This is a genomic window from Streptococcus taoyuanensis, from assembly GCF_029589235.1.
Classification (GTDB): domain Bacteria; phylum Bacillota; class Bacilli; order Lactobacillales; family Streptococcaceae; genus Streptococcus; species Streptococcus taoyuanensis.
In genome coordinates this window covers 171,867-187,128 of record NZ_JARQVW010000001.1, presented here as the reverse complement: position 1 = coordinate 187,128, position 15,262 = coordinate 171,867, and the positions used below count along the sequence as shown (strand labels likewise).

Annotated in this window: 15 protein-coding genes; 14 read left to right on the top strand and 1 reads right to left on the bottom strand. The window is 43.3% G+C overall.

The window, feature by feature from the left end; translation table 11 throughout:
* The first annotated feature begins 28 nt into the window (after positions 1-28).
* The 14 genes from P5Y91_RS00875 to P5Y91_RS00810 all read left to right on the top strand — a co-directional run bounded on the left by P5Y91_RS00875 (position 29) and on the right by P5Y91_RS00810 (position 13,905).
* A complete protein-coding gene (locus tag P5Y91_RS00875) occupies positions 29-622 on the top strand; it encodes a class I SAM-dependent methyltransferase (protein ID WP_277838747.1) in 594 nt (197 codons plus the stop codon).
* Positions 619-1,896, top strand: coding sequence for a pyrimidine-nucleoside phosphorylase (locus P5Y91_RS00870; protein ID WP_277838746.1), 1,278 nt, complete (start codon positions 619-621; stop codon positions 1,894-1,896). The genes P5Y91_RS00875 and P5Y91_RS00870 overlap by 4 nt, the downstream gene beginning before the upstream one ends.
* 17 nt (positions 1,897-1,913) lie before the next feature.
* The gene (gene deoC, locus P5Y91_RS00865; RefSeq protein ID WP_277838745.1) at positions 1,914-2,576 is read left to right on the top strand and encodes a deoxyribose-phosphate aldolase; all 663 of its coding nucleotides are present in this window, start codon (positions 1,914-1,916) and stop codon (positions 2,574-2,576) included.
* Positions 2,563-2,952 (top strand): cytidine deaminase, encoded by a 390-nt coding sequence (locus P5Y91_RS00860; protein ID WP_155198879.1) that lies wholly within the window; start codon positions 2,563-2,565, stop codon positions 2,950-2,952. The genes deoC and P5Y91_RS00860 overlap by 14 nt, the downstream gene beginning before the upstream one ends.
* 75 nt (positions 2,953-3,027) lie before the next feature.
* On the top strand, positions 3,028-4,089 hold the full coding sequence (locus P5Y91_RS00855; RefSeq protein ID WP_003001669.1) for a BMP family lipoprotein: 1,062 nt from the start codon (positions 3,028-3,030) through the stop codon (positions 4,087-4,089).
* A gap of 128 nt (positions 4,090-4,217) precedes the next feature.
* On the top strand, positions 4,218-5,753 hold the full coding sequence (locus P5Y91_RS00850) for an ABC transporter ATP-binding protein (protein WP_129824579.1): 1,536 nt from the start codon (positions 4,218-4,220) through the stop codon (positions 5,751-5,753).
* Positions 5,746-6,807 (top strand): ABC transporter permease, encoded by a 1,062-nt coding sequence (locus P5Y91_RS00845; RefSeq protein WP_070662360.1) that lies wholly within the window; start codon positions 5,746-5,748, stop codon positions 6,805-6,807. Before P5Y91_RS00850 ends, P5Y91_RS00845 begins: the two co-directional genes overlap by 8 nt.
* Complete coding sequence (locus P5Y91_RS00840) at positions 6,807-7,763, top strand: ABC transporter permease (RefSeq protein ID WP_003007618.1); 957 nt, start codon at positions 6,807-6,809, stop codon at positions 7,761-7,763. The genes P5Y91_RS00845 and P5Y91_RS00840 overlap by 1 nt, the downstream gene beginning before the upstream one ends.
* 275 nt (positions 7,764-8,038) lie before the next feature.
* On the top strand, positions 8,039-8,641 hold the full coding sequence (locus P5Y91_RS00835) for a hypothetical protein (protein WP_277838744.1): 603 nt from the start codon (positions 8,039-8,041) through the stop codon (positions 8,639-8,641).
* 21 nt (positions 8,642-8,662) lie between these two features.
* Positions 8,663-9,298, top strand: coding sequence for a copper homeostasis protein CutC (locus P5Y91_RS00830; RefSeq protein WP_277838743.1), 636 nt, complete (start codon positions 8,663-8,665; stop codon positions 9,296-9,298).
* A 103-nt stretch (positions 9,299-9,401) separates the two neighbouring features.
* On the top strand, positions 9,402-10,067 hold the full coding sequence (locus P5Y91_RS00825; protein ID WP_277838742.1) for an MmcQ/YjbR family DNA-binding protein: 666 nt from the start codon (positions 9,402-9,404) through the stop codon (positions 10,065-10,067).
* A 1-nt stretch (position 10,068) separates the two neighbouring features.
* A complete protein-coding gene (locus P5Y91_RS00820) occupies positions 10,069-11,823 on the top strand; it encodes an ABC transporter ATP-binding protein (RefSeq protein WP_277838741.1) in 1,755 nt (584 codons plus the stop codon).
* Positions 11,810-13,564: an ABC transporter ATP-binding protein gene (locus P5Y91_RS00815; RefSeq protein WP_277838740.1), complete on the top strand. Its 1,755-nt coding sequence runs from the start codon at positions 11,810-11,812 to the stop codon at positions 13,562-13,564. The genes P5Y91_RS00820 and P5Y91_RS00815 overlap by 14 nt, the downstream gene beginning before the upstream one ends.
* A gap of 92 nt (positions 13,565-13,656) precedes the next feature.
* Complete coding sequence (locus P5Y91_RS00810) at positions 13,657-13,905, top strand: hypothetical protein (RefSeq protein WP_023918292.1); 249 nt, start codon at positions 13,657-13,659, stop codon at positions 13,903-13,905.
* Between the two features lie 18 nt (positions 13,906-13,923).
* On the opposite strand, the gene P5Y91_RS00805 is transcribed toward P5Y91_RS00810, so the two are convergent.
* Positions 13,924-15,228: an aminotransferase-like domain-containing protein gene (locus P5Y91_RS00805; protein WP_277838739.1), complete on the bottom strand. Its 1,305-nt coding sequence runs from the start codon at positions 15,226-15,228 to the stop codon at positions 13,924-13,926.
* Between the last annotated feature and the right edge of the window lie 34 nt (positions 15,229-15,262).

Sequence of the window (15,262 nt, the reverse complement as noted above, 5' to 3'; positions counted from 1 at the left end):
AAGGAATGAATTATGATAAAATAACCTTATGAGTAAAATGTATTTCGATGTAAACCCAGATGCAGCCCATGATATTCATGATCTGGCTGTTGTTTTATTGGGGCAAAAGATGAATTTCTATACGGACGCCGGTGTCTTTAGTAAAAAAATGATTGATTATGGAAGCCAGGTGCTCTTATCAACTTTGGATTTTCAAGAAGGGGAAAGTGTCCTCGATGTTGGCTGTGGCTATGGACCGATCGGCCTTTCTCTAGCTAAAGCCCAGGGAGTTGCAGTGACCATGGTCGATGTCAATGAGCGGGCACTAGACTTGGCTAAGAAAAATGCTAGCCGAAACGGCGTGGAAGCTCAGATCTTTTCTTCGGATGTCTATGAAGCAGTAGAAGGGGTCTTTGACCATGTGCTCAGTAATCCGCCGATCCGAGCAGGTAAGAAAGTGGTTCACCAAGTGATCACTGGTAGTTTTGAACATTTGAAACCAGGTGGAGATTTGACCATTGTCATTCAGAAAAAACAAGGGGCTCCGAGCGCTAAGGCCAAGATGGAAGAGACGTTTGGCAATTGTGAGACCGTAAAAAAAGACAAAGGCTATTATATTTTAAGAAGTGAGAAAGAATCATGAGAGCAGTAGATATCATTCAGAAAAAAAGAGATGGTCTTGCCTTAAACAAGGAAGAAATTGAATGGCTGATTGAGAGCTATGTGGCTGGAACAGTACCAGATTACCAAATGTCTGCTTTTGCTATGGCCGTTTATTTTAAAGGGATGACGACGGAAGAAATTTCTCATATGACCATGAAGATGGTCCAAACGGGGCAACAGTTTGATCTGTCAGCTATTCCAGGGATCAAGGTGGACAAACATTCGACTGGTGGTGTGGGAGACAAGGTAACCTTGGTCTTGGTGCCTTTGGTTGCAAGTTTCGGAGTGCCGGTTGCCAAAATGAGCGGTCGTGGGTTAGGACACACAGGTGGGACCATCGATAAGTTGGAATCCATTAAAGGTTTCCAGATTGAACGGACCCAAGAGGAATTTATCCAGCAGGTGCAGGAGATCGGCTTATCGGTCATTGGTCAATCCGACCAACTTGTAAAAGCAGACAAACTTTTGTATGCTCTTCGTGACGTGACGGCGACAGTGGATACCATTCCATTGATTGCTAGCTCCGTTATGAGTAAGAAAATTGCTGCTGGTGCGGATGCCATTCTTTTGGATGTGACAGTGGGCGAGGGTGCCTTTATGAAGAATATTGAGGATGCTCGTCGCTTAGCCCGTACCATGGTGGATCTTGGAAATGCAGTGGGTCGGAAAACCATCGCTGTCATTACAGATATGAGCCAACCTTTAGGAACCAGTATTGGCAATCGTTTAGAAATTTTGGAAGCCTTGGATATTCTGAAAGGGCAGGGCCGAGCGGACGTAACTGAGTTTATTTGTGAATTAGCGCAAATCATGTTGAAATTGGCCAATGTAGAACAATCGATTGAAGCGATCCATGAACACTTAATCAATGGACAAGCCTTAGCGAAGTTTGAAGAAATGGTGGTAGCTCAAGGTGGAGATTTAGAGGATTTACATCGTCCCGTTAAAGTGGATCAGGTCCTTGAAGTAACAGCGGATCAAGATGGCGTCATTGCTGCTTTACCTGCCATGGAGTTTGGCTTGTTTGCCATGCGCCTGGGTGCTGGTCGTGCTGTCAAATCAGATCCTCTCGATTACGAAACAGGAATTGTGTTTGACAAAAAAGTGGGAGAGCACGTCAAAAAAGGGGAACGCATTGCCCGTATTTTCATGAATGAAAAAAATTCACAAGAAAGAGTTACAGAATTCAAAAAAAATGTTAAAATACTAGAAAGGGCTGAAAGCGTTAAAGAAATTATTGAAATAATATCTTAAGCAGCTCAGGAGATTGTATGAAGTTAAATAAATATATCGATCACACTCTTTTAAAACCAGATGCGCAACAAGAACAGATCGAAAAGCTGATCGAAGAAGCTAAGGCTTATGATTTTGCGAGTGTCTGTGTGAACCCGACATGGGTGAATTTTGCGGTTGAGGGCTTGCGCGATTCAGACGTTAAAGTTTGTACCGTCATTGGTTTTCCTTTGGGGGCAAATACACCATTTGTCAAAGCGTGTGAAACAAAAAATGCGATTCAAAACGGTGCCGATGAGATTGACATGGTCATTAACATCGGGGCACTTAAGTCTAAGAATTTAGCACTAGTTGAGGAAGATATCCAAGCTGTAGTTGAAGCAAGCGGTGATAAGCTGGTCAAAGTCATCATTGAGACTTGTCTTTTAACAGATGATGAAAAGATCGTTGCTTGTCAAATTGCTAAGTTAGCTGGCGCAGACTTTGTGAAGACTTCAACTGGCTTCTCAACTGGAGGAGCAACGGTAGAAGATGTGGACTTAATGCGTCAAACTGTTGGACCCGACATGGGTGTTAAGGCTTCTGGTGGTGCTCGCTCTTATGAAGATGCTCTTGCTTTTATCGAAGCTGGTGCGACCCGTATCGGGACTTCTTCTGGTGTAGCCATCATGGAAGGAAAGGTGGCTCATGGCGACTACTGAGTTGATCAACTTAGCAGTTGAAGTGAGTCAACAAGCCTATGTGCCTTACTCTCATTTCCCAATTGGAGCTGTACTGCTAACGAAGGATGGAGAAATCTATACAGGTGTCAATATCGAAAATGCCAGTTTTGGTTTGACCAACTGTGGAGAACGGACAGCCATTTTTAAAGCTGTTTCTGAAGGAGCTCGCGAGTTCAAAGAGCTGATTATCTACGGGCAAACAGAAAAGCCCATCTCTCCATGTGGTGCTTGTCGCCAGGTCATGGCTGAATTTTTTGAGCCAGACCTTCCTGTAACCTTAGTATCTAAAGATAAATCGACGGTCGTGATGACGGTCAAGGAATTACTTCCATATTCCTTTACAGACCTGACTTAATAGTTCTGTGAGGCGGTCTTTTGACCCTTTCAATACTTCGCAACAATGTTGCACAATAATTTAGGAGGTTCAGTAATGAACAAGAAACAATGGCTAGGCCTTGGTCTAGTAACTGTCGCTGCTATCGGACTTGCAGCATGTGGAAATCGTGCGTCTAAAAAAGATAGCGCAAACTCAGAATCAAAAACTGATTTGAAAGCTGCTATCGTTACCGATACTGGTGGTGTGGATGACAAATCATTCAACCAATCTGCTTGGGAAGGTTTGCAAGCTTGGGGGAAAGAAAACGGTCTTTCTAAAGGGAACGGATTTGACTACTTCCAATCAACAGATGAATCTCAATATGCGACAAACCTTGATGAAGCTGTTTCTAACGACTACAAATTGATCTTTGGTGTTGGTTTTGCCTTGCGTGATGCAGTAGAAAAAGCGGCTTCTGACAACGAAGAAACAAACTTTGTTATCATTGACGACCGTATTGAAGGTAAAAAGAACGTAGCATCTGCTGTCTTTGCCGACAACGAAGCTGGTTACCTTGCTGGTATCGCTGCTGCGAAAACTACAAAAACTAAACAAGTTGGTTTTGTAGGTGGTATGGAAAGTGAAGTTATCACTCGTTTCCGCGCTGGATTTGAAGCTGGTGTTAAATCTGTTGACCCATCTATCAAAGTTCAAGTAGACTACGCTGGTTCATTCGGTGACGCTGCTAAAGGTAAAACAATTGCTGCTGCACAATACGCTGCAGGTGCAGACGTTATCTACCAAGTAGCTGGTGGTACTGGAGCAGGTGTCTTCTCTGAAGCAAAAGACTTGAACGAGAAGAAAAATGAAGACGAAAAAGTTTGGGTTCTTGGTGTGGACCGTGACCAAAAAGCTGAAGGTGAATACACTTCTAAAGATGGTAAAAAATCTAACTTTGTCTTGGCTTCAAGCTTGAAGAAAGTCGGAGAATCTGTAAAAGACTTGGCTAAGAAAGCTGCTGACGGTAAATTCCCTGGCGGTAAAGTGATTACTTATAGCTTGAAAGATGGTGGAGTTGATTTGACAACTGACAACCTTTCTGCAGATGCTAAAAAAGCTGTCGAAGATGCCAAAGCTAAAATCCTTGATGGATCTCTTAAAGTTCCTGAAAAATAATATTTGATTGGGCGGCCCTCCCTTTAAGGGCCGTTTCTTTTAAAGTGAGACATTTTTGTCTCAATAAAATCTGTTAGTTCTCTAGCAGATTTTATTGAAATAAAAAATTTTGAAAGGAAAACACCCACATGACACATGAATATGTCATCGAAATGCGTGAGATTACCAAAAAATTTGGTGACTTTGTAGCAAATGATAAGATTAATCTTCAGTTGCGCAAAGGTGAAATCCATGCACTTCTTGGAGAAAATGGTGCAGGTAAATCTACCCTGATGAATATGCTGGCTGGTTTGTTGGAACCAACAAGCGGAGACATTGTGGTAAATGGAAATACTGTTAACCTAGACTCACCTTCAAAAGCAGCTTCTTTAGGAATTGGAATGGTGCACCAACACTTTATGTTGGTTGAAGCCTTCACTGTTGTTGAAAATATCATCCTTGGTTCTGAAACCACTAAACATGGTGTTTTGGACCTTAAAAAAGCCAGCCAAGATATCCTTGATTTGTCTAAAAAATATGGCTTGGCAGTAGATCCAAATGCTAAAGTTGAGGATATTTCCGTTGGTGCGCAGCAACGTGTGGAAATCTTAAAGACGCTTTATCGTGGAGCCGACATCCTGATCTTCGATGAACCAACTGCAGTGTTGACACCAGCTGAAATCGAAGAATTGATGACAATCATGAAGAACTTGGCGAATGAAGGAAAATCCATTATCTTGATTACGCACAAGTTGGATGAAATCCGTGCTGTTTCAGACCGCGTAACGGTTATTCGCCGTGGGAAATCTATTGAGACAGTGGAGATTGGTGGAGCTACTAACCAAGACTTGGCCGAAATGATGGTCGGCCGTTCTGTTTCCTTTAAGACTGAAAAAGGTCCTTCTCAACCGAAAGAAGTGGTCTTGTCGATCGAAAACTTGGTTGTAAACGAAAACCGTGGTGTCCCAGCTGTTAAGAATTTGTCACTGGAACTTCGTGCTGGTGAAGTCGTTGGGATCGCAGGGATTGATGGAAATGGTCAGTCTGAGTTGATCCAAGCCATTACAGGTCTACGGAAGGTAAAATCGGGTTCAATTAAGATTAAAGGCAAGGATGTTGTAGGACTACGTCCACGTCAAATCACAGAAATGAAGGTAGGGCACGTCCCTGAAGACCGTCACCGGGATGGTTTGGTCCTTGATATGATGATCTCTGAAAACATGGCTCTTCAAACTTACTACAAAGAACCTCTTAGCAAGAATGGTATTTTAAATTATCCAAATATCACCTCTTATGCCAAGAAGCTCATGGAAGAGTTTGACGTTCGTGCAGCCAGTGAAGTGGTACCTGCTAAGGCTCTCTCTGGAGGGAACCAGCAAAAAGCCATTATCGCTCGGGAAATCGATCGCGATCCAGATCTCTTGATCGTTAGCCAGCCGACTCGTGGATTGGACGTTGGAGCGATCGAATATATCCACAAACGCTTGATCCAAGAACGGGATAATGGAAAAGCCGTTCTGGTTGTCAGTTTTGAATTAGATGAAATTTTGAATGTTTCTGACCGTATTGCGGTTATTCATGATGGGAAGATCCAAGGGATCGTAACCCCAGAAACGACGAATAAGCAAGAACTTGGAATCTTAATGGCAGGAGGAAAAGTAGAGGAGGGAGCATCAAATGAATAAGAATTTAAAACAAATTGCTGTTCCATTGGTGTCTGTCCTTTTAGGATTGGTCTTGGGTGCCATTATTATGTGGGCCTTCAGCTATGATGCCCTTTGGGGATATGAATTGCTGTTTAAGAAAGCCTTTGGTTCGATTAAGAGTTGGGGTAATATTTCCCGTGCTATGGGGCCACTGATTTTAGTTGCTCTTGGATTTTCGGTAGCTAGCCGGGCCGGCTTCTTCAACGTTGGACTTCCTGGTCAGGCTTTTGCAGGATGGATCATGGCGACTTGGTTTGCCCTTTCCTTCCCAAATATGCCTCGCTTACTGATGATTCCGATGACCGTTTTGATTGCGGCTATCGCAGGTGGATTTATTGGAGCGATTCCTGGTTTCCTTCGTGCCTATCTCGGAACCAGTGAGGTCATTATCACCATTATGATGAACTACATTGTTCTCTACGGTGGGAATGCCTTGATTCATAGCTTCCCAGCTTCCTTGATGAAAAACAAGGACTCAACCATTGATGTGGGAGCCAACGCTGTCTACCAGACGGAGTGGTTGCGTAATTTGACGGACAAATCACAAATGAACATCGGGATCTTCTTTGCCATCATCGCAGTGGTGCTCATCTGGTTCTTGATGAAGAAAACAACACTTGGTTTTGAAATCCGTGCCGTTGGTCTCAATGCGAATGCGGCGGAATATGCAGGGATGTCTGCAAAACGGACCATTATCCTTTCTATGATCATTTCTGGTGCTCTTGCTGGTATCGGAGGGGTAGCAGAAGGTCTGGGGATTTACTCAAATGTCTACGTTCAAACCAGCTCGATGAGTGTTGGATTTAATGGTATGGCCGTTGCCCTTCTTGCAATGAATTCACCAATTGGTATTCCATTTGCTGCCTTCTTGTTTGGTGCACTTCAAATTGGGGGAGTTGGTATGAAGCCAGCTGCCATCCCTGAAGAAGTCGTTCAAATTGTGACAGCATCTATTATCTTCTTCGTATGTGCTCACTACATTATTGAAAAGATGATCTCGATGCGTTCAGCTAAAAAAGGAGGAGCAAACTAATGAGTATTGTAACGATTTTAAGTATTCTTGTTTCCTCTATGATTGTGTATGCGGCGCCGCTGATCTTCACAAGTATCGGAGGAGCTTACTCAGAACACGCTGGGGTTGTTAACGTTGGTCTGGAAGGAATCATGGTTATGGGAGCCTTCTCAGGCATTATCTTTAACTTGACTTTTGAGCCTGAGTTAGGAAGTTTGACACCATGGTTGTCCTTAATTGTTGCTGCAGGGATTGGAGTACTCTTCTCCTTGATCCATGCGGTGGCAACTATTCATTTCCGTGCTGACCATATTGTCTCAGGTACAGTATTAAACTTGATGGCTCCTCCATTAGCCGTCTTTCTTGTTAAAGCAATGTACAACAAGGGGCAAACGGATAATATCAAAGTTGCCTTTGGGAAAACTTCCATTCCGGTCTTATCTAAAATTCCGGTAATTGGGGATATTTTCTTCAACAATGCCAGCATCATCGGCTGGGTTGCGATTCTCTTCTCATTCTTTGCTTGGTTCATCATGTTCAAGACAAAATTTGGATTGCGTCTTCGTTCAGTTGGGGAACACCCACAAGCAGCAGATACATTGGGAATCAATGTTTATAAAATGCGCTACTTAGGAGTGATGATCTCAGGTGCCCTAGCTGGTATTGGAGGAGCCATATACGCTCAATCTATTTCCGTTAACTTTGCGGTGACTACTATTGTTGGTCCTGGGTTCATCGCCCTCGCAGCTATGATTTTCGGGAAATGGAACCCAATCGGTGCCATGCTGGCTAGTCTCTTCTTTGGAGCCTCACAAAGTTTGGCAGTTATCGGGAATCAATTGCCTTTGCTTAAAGGTATCCCATCCATTTACTTGCAAATTGCGCCTTATGTCTTGACCATGGTTGTCTTGGCAGCCTTCTTTGGACAAGCAGTTGCGCCTAAAGCAGATGGTGTTAACTACATTAAATCGAAATAATGCACAGAGAGAGGTTGGGACAAAAGTCCTAGCCTCTCAATTGTTTTTGGATTGTCGAGTAAGACGCAGTGGTTGAGTGGGCTCTACTACGCTGATTTCATCAGCTTTTACAGCCCTACTCAACTGTGCGGAGGTGGGACGACGAAATCGAATTCTAACGAATTACCGATTTCTGTCCCACGCTCTCTTTTGCTTTGTAAAGGCCCCTCGTAGTCGCAATTTCTTTAGATTTAGGGTACAATAAGAATACAACTTTTCATGTATTGGAGGAGCAGATGTTTAAGTGGATAAGACGCCTGATTGGCATGGTGATCGTTTTATTTATTTTATTAGTGATCTTATTGGTCCCTGGATCTATTCCTGATGGGGAGCAACTGAGAAATGTGCAGGCAGGGAGTTCTTTGATTGAGCTGGCTCAAAATGCAGTTTCAAACGCTTCTGTGAGCACTGAAGGGCTCTCAACTGAGCTAAGTCTCAATTCTGTACAATTAAGTCAGGTCGTAAAAACAAGTGCTGGATCCGCCCTTGACAATTCTGACTATCAAAAGATGGCACTAGGAATGGATGGCAATGACCTTCACGTCAAAGTTCCTGTATCATTAGGGCCAGTTGATAGCTATCTAGATTTAACCATGACCGGTCAAGTCGAAAACAATGTCATGAATTTGACTGTGACCGGTGCTAAATTAGGGAAAATGCCCATTCCAAAATTCTTGGTTCTCAACTATTTGAAGGATCAATCCAATCAAAATGGAGGCGGCTTTACAGTGAATGGTGATCAAATCACCCTTGAGATCCCTCAAGCAGGCTATAGTATCTCAAAAGCGAGAGTGGAAAATGGCAATGCGAAGGTAACAGTTAGTATCTCCTTGTTTTAAGTCTTTGTAATTGGAGTTGTCATGCTTGTCTTTGAATTTTGTGCAGAGAATTTAACTTATATTGATAAGGCGATTGCTGCTGGGGCAGGTCGCATTGAACTGTGCGACAACCTGGCAGTAGGCGGGACCACACCGAGCTTAGGTGTGATCAATGAAGCAATCAAACTGACAAGAGCGAAGTCTGTGGATCTATGTGTGATCATTCGGCCCCGTGGTGGAGATTTTGTCTACACTGATCTGGAAGTCGAAGCTATGCTGACGGATATTCGTGCTGCGAAAGAAATAGGGGTTACTTGTTTTGTTCTGGGTGCGCTGACGAGCGATCGAAAGTTGGACCAGAAGGTCATGCAGCTTTTACTAGCAGCCTGTGGAGAGGCAGAGGTAGTCTTTCATATGGCCTTTGATGAGTTAGCTCATACAGATCAGCTAGAAGCGATTGAGTGGCTTTCTGATCAGGGTGTGGCCCGCATTTTAACACGAGGTGGAAATCCAGGTGCCACACTCGAGCAACGTTTTGCCCACTATCATCGTTTATTAGCTGCGGCTAAGGGAAAGATTCAGATCCTGCCAGGTGGGGGTGTGACCCTTGACAATCGTCAGCTCTTTTTGGAGCAATTGGGTGTTTGTCAACTGCATGGCACGCGCATTGTGTTTTAAAGAAGAATCGATCACTGCTTGAGGTAGTTTTGAGGATCTGTTATCAAGGTTGGGGACGTTGTTTCCAACCTCTTCTAGTGCAAAAATGAATAAGGGAGAGAAAATGTTTTTAGAGCATTATTTTGACCGGTACACTTTTCAGCCAGAAAAGGGATTGGCTTACGGATTTGAAAAGAGAGGGGCAGGCTATGAGTACCAGTGTCCCGTCTTATCTGACACTTTTCTCTTAAAGGTCCAGGTCTGCGACCAGAAGATTTCTTTTCAGGTCTATGATCAGGATACAGGGGATGAGTATATCCAGATCCATCTGGAACAGCTACAAGGAAATTTCGTTGGCCAAGTCAGGGAAGCCTGTCAGGAAAGTCTTGCAAGAATCCGCCAAGCTTGTTTTAAGGTAGAAGAATTTCTTTATCCTCAAGCCAAGCGTCTCATGGCCTATATCTCCCTACACTATCAGGGAACGATTGAGTATTTGTGGGAGAAATCTCCGGAATCCGGTGCCATTCGCCACCGAGACACCCTCAAGTGGTATGGTGTCTTTATGACCATTGATTGGAAAAAATTGGATGCTAGCAAGTCTGGGAAAATAGAAGTTTTGAATGTCAAGTCTGATCAGGTAGCCCATTTCATCCAGCAGAAAGGGATTTATCCAGCCTTTCATATGAATAAAAACTATTGGGTGAGTATCCCCTTAGATGGAACAATTGCTGATGAGGACTTGTTTGCTCTGGTGAATAGTAGCTGGCACCTCACCAAAAAGGGGAAATAAGATGAATCTGTTGAGGAAATTATCTTGGTTTTTTAATTTAGAGAAGAAGCGATACTTGATCGGGATAGGGTCCTTGATCTTGGTTAGCTTTTTAAATCTCATTCCTCCAAGAATCATGGGACTTGTGATCGATTTGATCGATAAAAGAAGGCTGACACTGGGGCAGTTAGTTGTGGATATCGCCCTTTTGGTCCTCGCAGCTCTAGCCATGTATGGCCTTCGTTTTGTCTGGAGACGTTATATTTTTGGAACGGCCAATAAGTTGGCTCGGATCTTACGTTACCGTTTGTTTCAGCAATTTACGCTCATGTCTCCGTCTTTTTATCAGCGTTATCGGACAGGTGATCTCATGGCCCATGCTACTAATGATATTAATGCGGTAACCATGTTTGCTGGTGGCGGGGTTATGTCTGCAGTGGATGCTTCTGTGACCGCTTTGGTGACCCTAGTCAGCATGTTTTTCATGATTGATTGGCGCTTAACCCTCTTGGCTATTTTGCCCCTACCGGTTATGGTGGTAGTGACTTCCGCCATTGGACGCAAAAACCACAAAGCCTTCAAAGAGGCCCAAAAAGGCTTCTCAGAGCTGAACAACTTTGTTCAGGAATCAGTATCAGGAGTCAAGGTGACCAAATCCTTTGGTTTTCAGGCAGATGAGATTCGGGCTTTTGAAAAAACTAATCAAATGGTCTTTTCAAAGAATATGACTTCAGCCGGTTACAATGCTTTGTTTGATCCGACTACTCTTCTTTTTGTCGGTCTCTCCTATGTCTTGACCCTCTACTTTGGGGGGCTATTTGTTCAGGAAGGGAGCCTGACGGTTGGACAAATTGTAACCTTTATTACCTATCTTAATATGCTCGTCTGGCCCCTTCAAGCCATGGGCTTCTTGTTTAATATTAGTCAGCGGGCTAGCGTCTCCTATGATCGGATTGAGACACTTTTAGCAGAAACACCTGATATCCAAGATCCAAGTCAACCAGTCAGAGAAATCCAAAACGGAGATCTGGAATATGACATTAAAGAATTCGCCTATGAGAAAGAGCCTGTTCTTGAAAAGGTTGCCTTTCATTTAGAAAAAGGGCAAACCCTTGGAATTGTAGGACCAACTGGATCTGGAAAGACTACCTTGTTGCGTCTCTTGCTTAGAGAGCATGACTTGGAGCAGGGAGATATCTTGCTCAATGGAATCTCTATCAAAGACTATCGTTTAGAAGATCTTCGAAGCTTGATCGGCTACGTCCCTCAAGATCAGATCCTCTTTGCCATGACCATTCGCGAGAATGTCGCTTTTTCAGATCCACAGATCGAGGAAGAAGAGGTGATAAAGGCTCTGAGAACTTGTGGGGTCTATGAGGATATTCTGGCCATGCCAGACCAGATGGAGACAGTGCTGGGAGAGAGAGGAGTCTCTCTTTCTGGCGGGCAAAAGCAACGAATTGCCATGAGTCGAGCGTTGGTCATGAATCCTGAGATCTTGATTCTGGATGATTCCCTGTCTGCAGTAGATGCTAAAACGGAGCACCAAATCATTGAAAATATGAAGCAGGAACGCAAGGGGAAAACAACGATCATCACAGCCCACCGCCTATCAGCGATTGTTCATGCGGATTTGATTCTAGTAATGGAGAATGGACAGATCAAGGAGCGAGGAAATCACGAGGAATTAATGGCTCAAAAAGGTTGGTACTATGAAACCTACCAAGCCCAACAATTATCAGAAGAAATGGAGGGAAAGCTGAATGAAAACATCTGAAGCTCATGTTATGAAGCGGCTCTTGACTTACATGTGGCGTTATAAATGGTTAACAGCCCTAGCCTTAGCCTTTACCTTTCTAACTAGTCTGTTATTGACGGCGATCCCTCTTGCAGCTCGCTGGTATATTGACCACCTAGTGGATCCAAAAGAAGCAGGCTCACCAGTTCTGACAGCTTTTCAGTTTTTGATTCTCTACTATGGGTTATTCATTGGGCGCGTGCTGGCGACCTACCTGAGCCAATTAACTTTTGCGCGTGTATCCAATTCTATCGTAAGAGACATTCGTCTAGATATTTTCAAAAATCTACAAAGTCTGGGCATGTCCTTTTATGACCAGACAGCAGCAGGTTCGATTGTTTCGCGGGTGACCAATGATACCCAGGCAGTAGCAGATATGTTTTCTACTGTCTTTTCAAGCCTGGTTTCATCCTTTTTACTCTTTTTAGTCACTCTAGTAACCATGTTTAGCTTGGACTGGCATTTGACCATTTGGGTCCTGCCTTTTCTTCCCATCATTTGGTTTTCCATCCGTCTCTATCGCAAGTTATCCAATCGCTTGGTCAAGATGACCCGACAAAAATTATCAGATATCAATGTGAAATTATCGGAATCCATTGAAGGAATGCGGATCGTGCAGGCCTTTCGTCAAGAAAAGCGCTTGACGGATGAATTCGAACAGATTAATGGGGAACATTTGGACTATGCCAACCGATCTGTAGATGTCAATTCCCTCTTTTTGAGGCCAGCTATGACCCTGTTACAGGTCCTGGCTTATGCAGTTATTCTAACCTTTTTCGGCTTAAATTGGCGTAACTCTGGCTTTACAGCCGGTCTTATCTATGCCTTTATCCAGTATGTTAGCCAGCTTTTCCAGCCCTTGATTGATGTCACTCAAAATTTTGCAACCTTACAGACCTCAACCATTTCTGCAGGGCGTGTCTTTGAAATGATGGATCGAGACGACTATGAGCCCAAGGAAGCTGGTAGTCTAAAAGAAATCGAGCAGGGAGATATTCGTTTTGAGCATGTATCTTTTTCTTATGATGGCAAACGGGATGTCCTAAAAGCTATCTCCTTTGAAGTCAAAAATGGACAAACCATCGCTTTTGTTGGTCATACTGGTTCTGGTAAATCCTCTATTATCAATCTCTTCATGCGCTTTTATGAATTTGATCGTGGCCAGATCTTGATTGATGGACAGGATATCAAGGACTACAGCCAGGAAGCCTTGCGCAAGTCCATTGGTTTAGTGTTGCAAGAACCCTTCCTCTATCATGGAACCATTGCTTCTAATATCCGGATGTACCATGAAGAACTGACTGATGAGGAAATCCGACAAGCAGCTGCATTTGTGGATGTAGCAGACTTCATTGAGAGTTTACCTGGTGGCTATGACCATCCGGTAACAGAGCGGGGTTCTACCTTATCGACCGGTCAGCGTCAGCTTCTGGCTTTTGCTCGGACCATTGCTGCCCAGCCTAAGATCCTCATTTTGGACGAGGCCACTGCCAACATCGACCAAGAGACGGAAGAGATGATCCAAAATTCTCTGAAGAAGATGCGCCAAGGGCGGACAACCATTGCCATTGCCCATCGCCTTTCTACCATCCAAGATGCCGATTGCATCTATGTTCTCGATAAAGGAAAAATCATCGAATCAGGCAACCACGACCAACTCATTGCTCTAGGAGGAACGTATAAGAAAATGTATGACCTCCAGGCTGGTATGATGAAATAAGGATAAACAAGGTCTAAATGCAAATTTAACCTTGTTTTTCTTTCTTGAAAGCTGTAAAATAAAGAAAAGAACAGAAAAAGGGAGCATAAACCATGTCAAACGATCTGATCATGATGGGAGTTGTGATTGTCTTATTTGGACTTTATTTCACCCTTCAAGTTGAGCTCAATAAAGTCAGAAATCAATTCACTCACTATCTTCTTAAACCAGGTAGTATTTCTAAGGAACAAAAAGAGAAGTACCTCAAAGAACCAGAGATGGAAGCGATTCGCCTGATTCGCCTCGATTATCGGATCGGCCTTCAAAATGCTAAACTGATCTATGAGCAATTAAAGAAATAAGAAAAACCCTCGTATAGTCTATACGAGGGTTTCTCTTTCAAAAAAAGGCGTAAGTTTTGGTAAAACGTTGGCAGCATCTGCTGATTTGATCTTGGCGAGTTGATAAGGACAAGAAGTGATGTAGGCTGCTTCAAAGAAATCAAGCGGGAGTCCACTGTGTTTTAAGGCAGCAAGAGATTTGACCTGATGAAGATCTAGTAGGATCCCATCGTGGGTCAGGGTCAGATGAGGGAGAAGAGAAGACTGATCCATCAAGGTCTTCAATCTTTCTTCTTCCTCTTTTTTTCTGGCTAGGAGTCGTTTTTTATTGGTCAGATACATACCATTATCAATGTAGAGACTTAAGGCCTTTTGCATGATGAGATTGCTATCATAGTCCAGAATCGTCTTATAGGTCAAGACCGGCTTTAAAAGTGCTTGGGGAAGGATCATGGAAGTGATGCGAAGAGCAGAAAAGAGATTGGTCGAAAAAGATTTGATATAGATGACTCGGTCCTTTTGATCCAAATAATGAAAAGATGGAGCATTGCTGCTATCAAGATCTCCCAAATAGTCGTCCTCAACAAGGTAGACATCATATTGGTCAGCAAGTTGCAAGATCGCTTCTTTCTGCTTGGTCGAATAGCTATGACCAAGCGGATAGTGAAAACGAGGGATCGTGTAGAAGAATTTGATATGGCCACTTTTAAAAATCTCTTCAAGTTCCTCAAGGTCAATCCCCGTTAAATTACGTTGAATGGTACGGTAGGCAAGTTGCTGCGAATCCAAGAGTTGGTTCATCCGATGATAAGTCGGTTGCTCGATCAAAATCTGCGACTTTTTATTGGGGAAGTCAATCTGGCTGAGGATATTAAGTGCCTGCTGGGTACCAGCAGTCAAAACAATCTGATCTGCAGTCGTATAAATACTTTCTTCCTTTAATAAGCCTTGAATGGATTGGCGTACCTCTAGTAATCCTGCTTGGTCCGAAAAGTTATTAAAGAGATAATTCTCCCGTCCAATCAAGGTTTCATTAATACAGGTCCGAAAGTCCTCGAAAGCCTGGTTGCGGTCTTTCTCTAATTTTAGTGGAAGATCCTCATGTCGATCAGGTTCTTGCTCCAAAACATAGTAGCCACTTTGAGGCTTAGCATAGAGGAAGTGCTGGTAAGTCAAGTCCAGCAAGGCCCGTTGCACTGTGTCCTTACTACAAGAAAATTGACTAGCTAATTGACGAACAGAAGGAATTTTCTGTCCAGTTTCTAGTTCTCCATCTTGAATGGCTTTTTTTAGTACATGAATAATTTGTTGGTATTTACTCGTCTTCATCCTGACTGTCCCCATACAGTTTTTTTCTATTGTACAGAAAAAATCACAA

What these genes read in the sequence shown, in the direction of transcription:
- P5Y91_RS00875 (WP_277838747.1), top strand. Translation starts at nt 29, where the DNA reads ATGAGTAAAATGTATTTCGATGTAAACCCAGATGCAGCCCATGATATT.
- P5Y91_RS00870 (WP_277838746.1), top strand. Translation starts at nt 619, where the DNA reads ATGAGAGCAGTAGATATCATTCAGAAAAAAAGAGATGGTCTTGCCTTA.
- deoC (WP_277838745.1), top strand. Translation starts at nt 1,914, where the DNA reads ATGAAGTTAAATAAATATATCGATCACACTCTTTTAAAACCAGATGCG.
- P5Y91_RS00860 (WP_155198879.1), top strand. Translation starts at nt 2,563, where the DNA reads ATGGCGACTACTGAGTTGATCAACTTAGCAGTTGAAGTGAGTCAACAA.
- P5Y91_RS00855 (WP_003001669.1), top strand. Translation starts at nt 3,028, where the DNA reads ATGAACAAGAAACAATGGCTAGGCCTTGGTCTAGTAACTGTCGCTGCT.
- P5Y91_RS00850 (WP_129824579.1), top strand. Translation starts at nt 4,218, where the DNA reads ATGACACATGAATATGTCATCGAAATGCGTGAGATTACCAAAAAATTT.
- P5Y91_RS00845 (WP_070662360.1), top strand. Translation starts at nt 5,746, where the DNA reads ATGAATAAGAATTTAAAACAAATTGCTGTTCCATTGGTGTCTGTCCTT.
- P5Y91_RS00840 (WP_003007618.1), top strand. Translation starts at nt 6,807, where the DNA reads ATGAGTATTGTAACGATTTTAAGTATTCTTGTTTCCTCTATGATTGTG.
- P5Y91_RS00835 (WP_277838744.1), top strand. Translation starts at nt 8,039, where the DNA reads ATGTTTAAGTGGATAAGACGCCTGATTGGCATGGTGATCGTTTTATTT.
- P5Y91_RS00830 (WP_277838743.1), top strand. Translation starts at nt 8,663, where the DNA reads ATGCTTGTCTTTGAATTTTGTGCAGAGAATTTAACTTATATTGATAAG.
- P5Y91_RS00825 (WP_277838742.1), top strand. Translation starts at nt 9,402, where the DNA reads ATGTTTTTAGAGCATTATTTTGACCGGTACACTTTTCAGCCAGAAAAG.
- P5Y91_RS00820 (WP_277838741.1), top strand. Translation starts at nt 10,069, where the DNA reads ATGAATCTGTTGAGGAAATTATCTTGGTTTTTTAATTTAGAGAAGAAG.
- P5Y91_RS00815 (WP_277838740.1), top strand. Translation starts at nt 11,810, where the DNA reads ATGAAAACATCTGAAGCTCATGTTATGAAGCGGCTCTTGACTTACATG.
- P5Y91_RS00810 (WP_023918292.1), top strand. Translation starts at nt 13,657, where the DNA reads ATGTCAAACGATCTGATCATGATGGGAGTTGTGATTGTCTTATTTGGA.
- P5Y91_RS00805 (WP_277838739.1), bottom strand. Translation starts at nt 15,228, where the DNA reads ATGGGGACAGTCAGGATGAAGACGAGTAAATACCAACAAATTATTCAT.